The sequence below is a fragment of the Bradyrhizobium sp. STM 3843 genome (assembly GCF_000239815.1).
Lineage (GTDB): Bacteria > Pseudomonadota > Alphaproteobacteria > Rhizobiales > Xanthobacteraceae > Bradyrhizobium.
In genome coordinates, this window is sequence record NZ_CAFK01000215.1 from 20,723 (window position 1) to 29,790 (window position 9,068).

General features: G+C 64.6%; 5 protein-coding genes and 1 pseudogene. 5 read left to right on the plus strand and 1 reads right to left on the minus strand.

What is annotated here, in order from left to right; translation table 11 throughout:
* Nucleotides 1-22 precede the first annotated feature (22 nt).
* From ftsZ to recN, 4 genes are all read left to right on the plus strand, one after another.
* Nucleotides 23-1,840: a cell division protein FtsZ gene (gene ftsZ, locus BRAS3843_RS22930; RefSeq protein ID WP_008971450.1), complete on the plus strand. Its 1,818-nt coding sequence runs from the start codon at nucleotides 23-25 to the stop codon at nucleotides 1,838-1,840.
* 348 nt (nucleotides 1,841-2,188) lie between these two features.
* The gene (gene lpxC / locus BRAS3843_RS22935; protein ID WP_008971451.1) at nucleotides 2,189-3,154 is read left to right on the plus strand and encodes a UDP-3-O-acyl-N-acetylglucosamine deacetylase; all 966 of its coding nucleotides are present in this window, start codon (nucleotides 2,189-2,191) and stop codon (nucleotides 3,152-3,154) included.
* 401 nt (nucleotides 3,155-3,555) lie between these two features.
* Nucleotides 3,556-4,440, plus strand: coding sequence for an outer membrane protein assembly factor BamD (locus tag BRAS3843_RS22940; protein WP_008971453.1), 885 nt, complete (start codon nucleotides 3,556-3,558; stop codon nucleotides 4,438-4,440).
* Between the two features lie 144 nt (nucleotides 4,441-4,584).
* Nucleotides 4,585-6,255, plus strand: coding sequence for a DNA repair protein RecN (gene recN, locus BRAS3843_RS22945; RefSeq protein WP_008971454.1), 1,671 nt, complete (start codon nucleotides 4,585-4,587; stop codon nucleotides 6,253-6,255).
* A 118-nt stretch (nucleotides 6,256-6,373) separates the two neighbouring features.
* Here the strand turns inward: recN and BRAS3843_RS22950 are convergent.
* Nucleotides 6,374-6,660, minus strand: a pseudogene (locus BRAS3843_RS22950) (GIY-YIG nuclease family protein).
* Between the two features lie 74 nt (nucleotides 6,661-6,734).
* On the opposite strand from BRAS3843_RS22950, the gene ligA reads away from it, so the two are divergent.
* Complete coding sequence (gene ligA / locus BRAS3843_RS22955; RefSeq protein ID WP_008971456.1) at nucleotides 6,735-8,882, plus strand: NAD-dependent DNA ligase LigA; 2,148 nt, start codon at nucleotides 6,735-6,737, stop codon at nucleotides 8,880-8,882.
* The last annotated feature ends 186 nt before the right edge of the window (nucleotides 8,883-9,068 follow it).

Consider the following 9,068-nt stretch of genomic DNA (forward strand, 5'->3'; position numbering starts at 1 on the left):
CGCGCGTGAGCGAGAGGCAACCATGGCACTCACAATTACACCTCCTGATATCCATGAGCTGAAGCCGCGGATTACTGTGTTCGGCGTCGGTGGCGCGGGCGGCAACGCCGTCAACAATATGATCACGGCGGGCTTGCAGGGCGTCGACTTCGTCGTCGCCAACACCGACGCCCAGGCGCTGACCATGTCGAAGGCGCAGCGCATCATCCAGATGGGCACGCAGGTGACGCAGGGGCTCGGCGCCGGCTCGCAGCCGGACGTCGGGGCGGCCGCCGCGCAGGAGGTGATCGACGAGATCCGCGACCACCTCTCGGGCGCCAACATGGTGTTCGTCACCGCCGGCATGGGGGGCGGGACGGGCACAGGGGCTGCTCCGGTGATTGCCAAGACCGCGCGCGAAATGGGCATTCTCACCGTGGGTGTCGTCACCAAGCCGTTCCACTTCGAAGGCCAGCGCCGGATGCGCACGGCGGAATCCGGCATCAACGAGCTGCACAAGGTCGTCGATACGCTCCTGATCATCCCGAACCAGAACCTGTTCCGGGTGGCCAACGAGAAGACCACCTTCGCCGACGCCTTCGCGATGGCCGACCAGGTGCTCTATTCGGGCGTCGCCTGCATCACCGACCTGATGGTCAAGGAAGGCCTCATCAATCTCGACTTCGCCGACGTGAGAGCGGTGATGCGCGAGATGGGCAAGGCGATGATGGGAACCGGCGAAGCGTCGGGCGAGAAGCGTGCGCTGACCGCCGCCGAAGCCGCGATCGCCAACCCGCTGATCGATGATTCCTCGATGAAGGGTGCCAAGGGCCTGCTGATCTCGATCACCGGCGGCAAGGACCTGACCCTGTTCGAGGTCGACGAGGCCGCCACCCGCATCCGCGAGGAGGTCGATCAGGACGCCAACATCATCGTCGGCGCAACCTTCGACGAATCGCTGGACGGGCTGATTCGGGTCTCGGTGGTCGCTACGGGCATCGAGCAGGCGCAGTTCAATCGCGGCGTGGCGCCGCCTTCCGCGACGGTCCAGGCGGCCGTCGCGCCGGCTCCGTCAGCTGCGACCGGTGCCCCCGAAAGCCGGCTCGCCGATCTCACCGCGCGACTGCGTGCCGACAATCAGCGGCTCGCCGAGCGCGCCGCCAAGCTCGAAGCCCAGGCCGCGCAGATGGCGCCTGCCGCACCTGCGCCGGTCGCACCGGCGCCGCGGCCGGCGCCGAATCTCGAACGCGACACGCTGGCCGCGGTCGCTGCCGCGATGGCGAACGAGCCCCCGGCCGCGCCCGCACAGCCCGTCGCCTATGGCGACGTGACCGTGCGCCCGATCGCTCAAAAGCCGTCGCTGTTCCCGGAGCCGGAGGCCGTCCGCCCGCCGCCGGTGGAAGCGGCGGTTCTACCGGAGACCTTCATCCCGCAGGCGGCAGAGCGGTTGCCGCCCCGCGCACCGCGGATGCCGAAGTTCGAGGATCTGCCGATGCCGGCCCAGGCGGAGATTCGCCAGGCGCGCGGCGACGAGGGCGACGAGCATCCGCAGAAGTCCCGGATGTCGCTGCTGCAGCGGCTTGCCCACGTCGGCCTCGGCCGCCGCGACGAGGAGAATGAGCCTCCGCTCGCCGGCCGTGGACCCGGACCGGCCATGTCGACGATGCCGCCGCTCCCTGAGCGCAAGCCACAGCGCACGGTGGCCCAGCAAGTGGCTGCTGTCGACCCGGTATCGGAGTATGCACGCCGTCCGGCGCCGCAAGGTCTCGATGTCCATGGCCGTTCCGCGCCTGTGGCGCCAGCGCCACAGGGCGATGATCATTTGGATATCCCGGCCTTCCTGCGGCGCCAGGCAACCTGACAATTGTTACAGCCCAGGCTGTGGACAAGAGGCCCGGCTCGATGGAGCCGGGCCTCTTTGCTTTCCTGGATGGAGCGACTCAGGGCGTCTCAACTAACTGATTTTAAATGCTTAATTATCTATTTGGTGGTGTGATCCGGGAACCAGGAGGGTAAAGGCCGCGTTCCAAAATGGTTAAGCGTTGGCGCGAATGCGGCAGAGATAGGGTAACAATCCGTAAAGAAGCGTGAGTTGGCGCTCTTTGGAGCCCGTGGTTATGGTCTACCGTGACTTGGGGATACCTAACACTGAGTCGGCGCTCAGGGGCTGCCGAGGGGGTGTTTAGGTGGGGTCTTGGGCGATAAGTCGATGAAATTCAGCCGGCAAACCACGCTTCGTTCGCAGGCCACCGTGACCGGTGTTGGTGTCCATTCGGGGGCGCCGGTCAGTCTGACGATCGGGCCTGCACCGATCGACGCGGGCCTCGTATTTGTCCGCACCGGTCTTGAGGGGCCGGATCGCGAGGTGAAGGCCACCGCTGGCGGCGTGATCGCAACCGAGTTCGCAACCGTCCTGGGCGACCGCGAAGGTCCGCTGGTTTCGACCGCCGAGCACGTGCTGGCCGCCCTGCGCGGTATGGGCGTCGACAACGCCACCATCGAGATCGATGGTCCCGAAGTTCCGATCATGGACGGCTCGGCTGCGCCCTTCGTGGCCGCGATTGAGCAGGCCGGCATCGTTTCCCAGTCGGCAGCGCGTCGCTACATCCAAATTCTGAAGCCCGTGCAGGTCGCGATCGGCGCCTGCGCCGGCGAACTGCGGCCGAACGCGACTGGGTTCCGGCTTGAGATCGAGATCGACTTCACCAATCCCGTGATCGGCCGTCAGTCCTATCACTTCGACCTCAATCCGGAGCGTTTCCGCCGCGAGATTGCCCGCGCCCGCACCTTCGGCTGCATGAGCGACGTGGCGAAGCTCTGGAGCGCCGGTTTCGCGCTGGGGTCCTCGTTCGAGAACACGGTCGTGTTCGACGAGGAACGCCTCTTGAATCCCGAAGGCCTGCGTTACGCTGACGAATGCGCCCGCCACAAGGTGCTGGACGCAATCGGCGACCTCGCGCTGGCCGGGCTGCCGTTGCTCGGAACCTATCGCTCGGTTCGTGGTGGCCATAAGCTCAACCATGCCGTGCTGACGGCGCTTCTCGCCGACCGCACCGCTTGGCGGGTGGTCGAAGGCGAGCCTGCGGTGCGCCGTCCTCGCGTCACGACCGAGGTTGCGGTGGGTGGTATGGTCGGCGGCATGATCGCCCCGGCCTACGGCCCGGATGTGTCCTAAAAACTGATGTCTTGAAACGCCTGTCTTGAACGCTTGGGCTCTTCGCAGCCCATCAGGCCTGGGGCGCCAGGGTCAAGCATGCGCTCATTGGACGCGTTCCCTTCCACTGAAATTTCATGACAGCTTGTTACCGGGCCGCCTGCGCCGTTGTCGGCTGATCCGAACTTCGCGAGTGTCTCCAAGGCTTTTGCCGTGGTAACCACGTCGGATTGCCGCACTCCGGTGCCGCCTTAATGCGGGCGAAATGCCTGCCTATGCGGTTGGTTAACGAGGGTTTTTCGGTTAAAGAGGCGATGGCTGCATGGCAGGCGCCACGGACAGGCCCATCCCAGCGTTCATGATGGCAAGCTCATAAAGCGCGCGGCACACACCGGATCACAGGCGTCAGGTTCTCAAAGCTCATGTCGACACAACGTCTTTCGCCCGAACTCCGCATCCCTCTGGCCGGCCGCATCAGGCTGGCCATGTCGCTGATTGTGCTCGCGCTGCCGTTGAGCGGCTGCGGCACCGGCGGCCTCTGGGACAAGTTCCTGGCCAAGGACGACACCTTCGTCGATGAGCCGGCTGACAAGCTCTACAACCAGGGCTTGTTCATGATGAATGAGAAGAAGGACCCGAAGGGCGCGGTCAAGAAGTTCGAGGAGGTCGACCGCGAGCACCCCTATTCCGACTGGGCCCGCAAATCGCTCCTGATGTCGGCCTATGCCTCCTACCAGGCCGGGGATTTTGACGGCTGCATCGGCTCGGCAACGCGCTACATCACCCTGCATCCCGGCAGTCCTGATGCGGCCTACGCGCAATATCTCATCGCGGCCTCGCATTACGACCAGATCCCGGACATCAGCCGTGACCAGGGGCGCACCGAAAAGGCGATCGCGTCGCTGGAAGAGGTGATTCGCAAATATCCGACCTCCGAATATGCCACCAGCGCCAAGGTCAAGCTGGAAGGCGCCCGCGACCAGCTCGCGGGCAAGGAGATGGATATCGGTCGCTACTACATGGAGAAGCGCGACTACACGGCGGCCATCAACCGCTTCAAGACCGTGGTCACGCAGTACCAGACCACGCGCCACGTCGAGGAGGCGCTGTTCCGCCTGACCGAGGCCTATCTGGCGATCGGCATCGTCGGAGAGGCGCAGACCGCGGCCGCCGTGCTCGGGCACAATTTCCCCGACAGCAAATGGTACAAGGACGCCTATAATCTCGTGAAGACCGGCGGCGTGGAGCCGGAGGAGAACAAGGGCTCCTACATCTCCAAGGCGTTCAAGAAGCTGGGCCTGGGCTGAAGCCCGGCCGGCCGCGATCGAGGCGGGGCCCCCGCGGCCCCGAGTGATCTTCCTGAACGCATGTTCTTGTTTTGTTCTCTTATCGCTGATAAGATCGAGTCGATCGATTCAGGGGCTCTCGCCCTCAACGAGGACTCAATCTCCATGCTGGCGCGTCTGTCGATCCGTGACATTGTTCTGATCGAGCGGCTTGATATCGAGTTTTCTGAAGGGCTTGCTGTGCTGACCGGTGAGACTGGCGCCGGCAAGTCGATCCTGCTCGACGCCTTTGCGCTGGCGCTGGGAGGGCGGGGTGACGCCAGCCTCGTCCGCCATGGCGCCGAGCAGGGCCAGGTCACCGCCGTGTTCGAAGTGGCCAAGAACCATCCCGCTGCGAAGATCTTGGCCGACAACGGCCTCGACGACGACGGCGAGATGATCCTGCGTCGGGTGCAGTTCGGCGACGGTCGCACCCGCGCCTTCATCAACGATCAGTCGGTCAGCGTGCAGACTCTGAAGGCCGTCGGCGCGGTGCTGGTCGAGATCCATGGCCAGCATGATGAGCGCGCCCTCGTCGATGCCGCCACCCATCGCCGCCTCCTCGATGCCTTTGCGGGGCTGGAGAAAGACGTCGCGGCGGTCGAAATGCTCTGGGCGGCGCGGCGCACCACGAGCACGGCGCTCGAGGAGCATCGGGCCGGCATGGAGCGCGCCGCCCGCGAGGCGGATTACCTGCGCCATGCCTCCGACGAGTTGAAGGCCCTGGCACCGAAGGATGGGGAGGAGACGCAGCTTGCCGCGCGCCGCACCGCGATGATGCAGGGTGAGAAGATCGCGTCCGATCTGCACGACGCCCAGGACGCGGTCGGTGGCAACCAGTCGCCGATCGCCAGCCTTTCGGCTGCGGTGCGGCGGCTGGAGCGGCGTGCCGGCAGTTCGCCGACTCTGATCGAGCCGGCGGTGAAGGCGATCGATGCCGCGATCAACGCGCTGGAGGAGGCCGATCAGCATCTGTCGGCCGCGCTCCGCGCCGCCGATTTCGATCCGTTCGAGCTGGAGCAGATCGAGGAGCGGTTGTTCGCACTGCGCGCTGCGGCGCGGAAATATTCCACGCCCGTGGACGGGCTTGCCGCGCTGGCGGCGAAATATGCCGCCGACGTCGTGTTGATCGATGCCGGCGCCGAGCAATTGAAGCAGCTGGAAACCGCAGCCGCAGAGGCCGACGCGCGCTATGCCGCGGCGGCTGCCAAACTGTCGGCCGCGCGTACCAAGGCGGCCGAAAAGCTCAACAAGGCCGTCAACGCCGAGCTCGCGCCGCTCAAGCTCGAACGTGCCAAGTTCATGACCCAGGTCGAGGCCGATGCCGAGATTCCCGGACCGCAGGGGATCGACCGTGTCGAGTTCTGGGTGCAGACCAATCCGGGCACCAGGCCCGGGCCGATGATGAAGGTGGCATCAGGCGGCGAGCTGTCGCGCTTCCTGTTGGCGCTGAAGGTGGTGCTGTCCGATCGCGGCTCGGCGCCGACACTGGTGTTCGACGAGATCGATACCGGTGTGGGCGGTGCGGTTGCTGATGCCATCGGCGCCCGGCTGGCGCGGCTGGCCGGCCAGGTCCAGGTGATGGCGGTGACCCATGCGCCGCAGGTCGCAGCCCGCGCCGACCAGCATCTGTTGATCTCGAAGGCGGCGCTCGACAAGGGCAAACGCGTCGCCACGCGCGTCAACGCGCTCCCGGCCGAGCATCGCCGCGAGGAGATCGCGCGCATGCTCGCCGGCGCCGAGATTACCGCCGAAGCCCGCGCCGCGGCGGCCCGGCTGCTCGAGGTGGCGGCCTGAATTGCCGCGAGGTTGAGCTCACGACTCTCTCCTCGTCATTCCGGGGCGATGCGAAGCATCGAACCCGGAATCTCGAGATTCCGGGTTCGGTCCTGCGGACCGCCCCGGAATGACGGGCTCATCTGCAGATCGTTTCGTATAGATCGAGCCACTCGGGATTTTGAGCCTCGATTAACTTCACCTTCCAATCACGCATCCACTTCTTCAGCTCTTTCTCCCGGTGATCGCGGAGATCGGATCGTCGTAGATCTCGAACCAAACCAGCCGTGTGATATTGTACTTGGACGTAAACCCCGGTACGGCCTTCTGCCGGTGTTCATGGACTCGGCGCACAAGATCGTTGGTGACGCCGAGATAGATTGCCCCATCCTTTCGGCTCGCGAGAATGTACACATAGTAGGCCATAGGATCGTGCCCATCATCTCTAGATTCCGGGTTCGATGCTTCGCATCGCCCCGGAATGACGGACTTTAGTCAGCATGCCAAAATCCGCAAAAGCAAAGAAACCCACAGACATCGCCGACCTCACCAAGGCGCAGGCCAAGGTGGAATGGATGCGTTTGGCTCTGGAGCTCGAAGGGCACGACAAGCGCTATTACCAGGAGGACGCACCGAGCGTCACCGATGCCGAATATGACGCGTTGCGTCAGCGCTTCAACGCGATCGAGAAGCGCTTTCCGGAATTCGTCTCGGCTGACTCGCCGTCGCAGAAAGTCGGCGCCGCGCCCTCCGGCCGTTTCAAGAAAGTGCGCCATGCGGTGCCGATGCTGTCGCTCGACAACGCCTTCGCTGAAGAGGACGTGCGCGACTTCGTCGGCCGCATTGTCCGCTTCCTGAAGCTGCCCGATGATCAGATCGACTTCTCGGCGGAGCCGAAGATCGATGGGCTCTCGATGTCCTTGCGCTACGAGGGCGGCGAGCTCGTGACCGCCGCGACGCGCGGCGATGGCGCGGAAGGCGAGGACGTCACCGCCAACATCCGCACGCTCAAGGACGTGCCGCAAAAGCTCAAGGGCCGCAACATTCCCGACATCTGCGAAGTGCGTGGCGAGGTCTACATGACCAAGCAGGCCTTTCTGGCGCTGAACGAGCGCCAGAAGGCAGCAGGCGATACAGTTTTCGCCAATCCGCGCAACTCCGCCGCCGGTTCGCTCCGGCAGAAGGACCCGACCATCACCGCCTCACGGCCGCTCGGCTTTTTTGCATATGCCTGGGGCGAGATGAGCGCGATGCCGGCCCAGACCCAGAGCGGTATGATCAAATGGTTTGAGCATTGCGGCTTCACGACCAATCCGCTGACGAAGCTCTGCCACTCAGTCGAGGAACTGCTCGCCTTCCATCACCAGATCGAGGAGCGGCGCGCCGAGCTCGACTACGACATCGACGGCGTGGTCTACAAGGTTGACCGCATCGATTGGGAGGAGCGGCTGGGCTTCGTCTCGCGGACGCCGCGCTGGGGCATCGCGCACAAATTTCCGGCCGAGCGCGCCATGACTGTGCTCAAGGACATCGAGATCCAGGTCGGACGCACCGGCTCGTTCACGCCGGTCGGCAAGCTGGAGCCGGTCGGCGTCGGCGGCGTCATCGTGCAGAATGTCACGCTGCACAATGAGGACTACATCAAGGGCATCGGCAACAAGGGCGAAGTGCTGCGGGAAGGCCGCGACATCAGGATCGGCGACACCGTCGTGGTCCAGCGCGCCGGCGACGTGATTCCGCAGGTCGTCGACGTCATCATCGACAAGCGGCCGAAGAACGCGGCCGAATTCCACTTCCCGAAGAAGTGCCCGTGTCCCTTGCACACCGATGTCGTGCGCGAGGAGACGGCAACGGGTGAGGAGGGATCTCGCGCCCGCTGCACCGGCGAGTTCGCCTGTCCGTTCCAGAAGATCCAGCATCTGCTCCTGTTCGTGTCCCGCCGCGCGTTCGATATCGACGGGCTTGGCGAGAAGCAGATTCAATATTTCTTCGACCAGGGCTGGGTGAAGGAGCCGGGAGATATTTTCACGCTTGCCGCGCGCAACGCGAAGCTGAAGCTGGAAGACATCGAAGGCTACGGCGAGACCTCGGTGCGCAACCTGTTCAACGCGGTCGAGGCGCGGCGCAACATCGCGTTGGAGCGCTTCATCTACGCGCTCGGCATGCGCCATGTCGGCGAGACCACCGCGCTGGCGCTGGCGCGCGGCTATGGCTCCTGGGACGCCTTCCACGAAGCCTGCCTTAAGGTGGCTGATGGCGACGAGGAAGCGATTGCCGAGATGGATGCGCTCGACCAGATCGGCGACACCGTGATCAAGAGCATCGCCTCCTATTTCGGCGAAAGCCACAACCGCGGCATCGTCGAGCGGCTGACGCGGGAGGTCACCATCCTCGATGCGGAGCGGCCGAAGCGCAATTCGCCGGTCGCCGGCAAGACCGTGGTGTTCACGGGCTCCCTGGAGAAGATGACGCGCGACGAGGCCAAGGCGACCGCGGAGCGGCTCGGTGCAAAAGTATCGGGCTCGGTGTCGAAGAAGACGGACTACGTCGTCGCCGGCCCTGGCGCGGGTTCAAAGCTCAAGGACGCGCAGAAGCACGGCGTGCAGGTCTTGACCGAGGATGAGTGGCTGAAGCTGGTCGGGGAGTAGGAGTTACTTCGCTCCGCACCCGCACCACACACCGCGGTCATCATCCGCGAAGGCGGATGATCCAGTATTCCAGAGGCAGCTGCTAAGGAGCCGATAGGCCGCGGCGTACTGGATGCCCCGCCTGCGCGGGGCATGACGGCTGTTGGTTTGTTGTGCGCCTTGCCCGCAATAACGAGCCTACATCAC

Coding starts and splice junctions, on each gene's coding strand:
- ftsZ (WP_008971450.1), top strand. CDS start 23: ATGGCACTCACAATTACACCTCCTGATATCCATGAGCTGAAGCCGCGG.
- lpxC (WP_008971451.1), top strand. CDS start 2,189: ATGAAATTCAGCCGGCAAACCACGCTTCGTTCGCAGGCCACCGTGACC.
- BRAS3843_RS22940 (WP_008971453.1), top strand. CDS start 3,556: ATGTCGACACAACGTCTTTCGCCCGAACTCCGCATCCCTCTGGCCGGC.
- recN (WP_008971454.1), top strand. CDS start 4,585: ATGCTGGCGCGTCTGTCGATCCGTGACATTGTTCTGATCGAGCGGCTT.
- ligA (WP_008971456.1), top strand. CDS start 6,735: ATGCCAAAATCCGCAAAAGCAAAGAAACCCACAGACATCGCCGACCTC.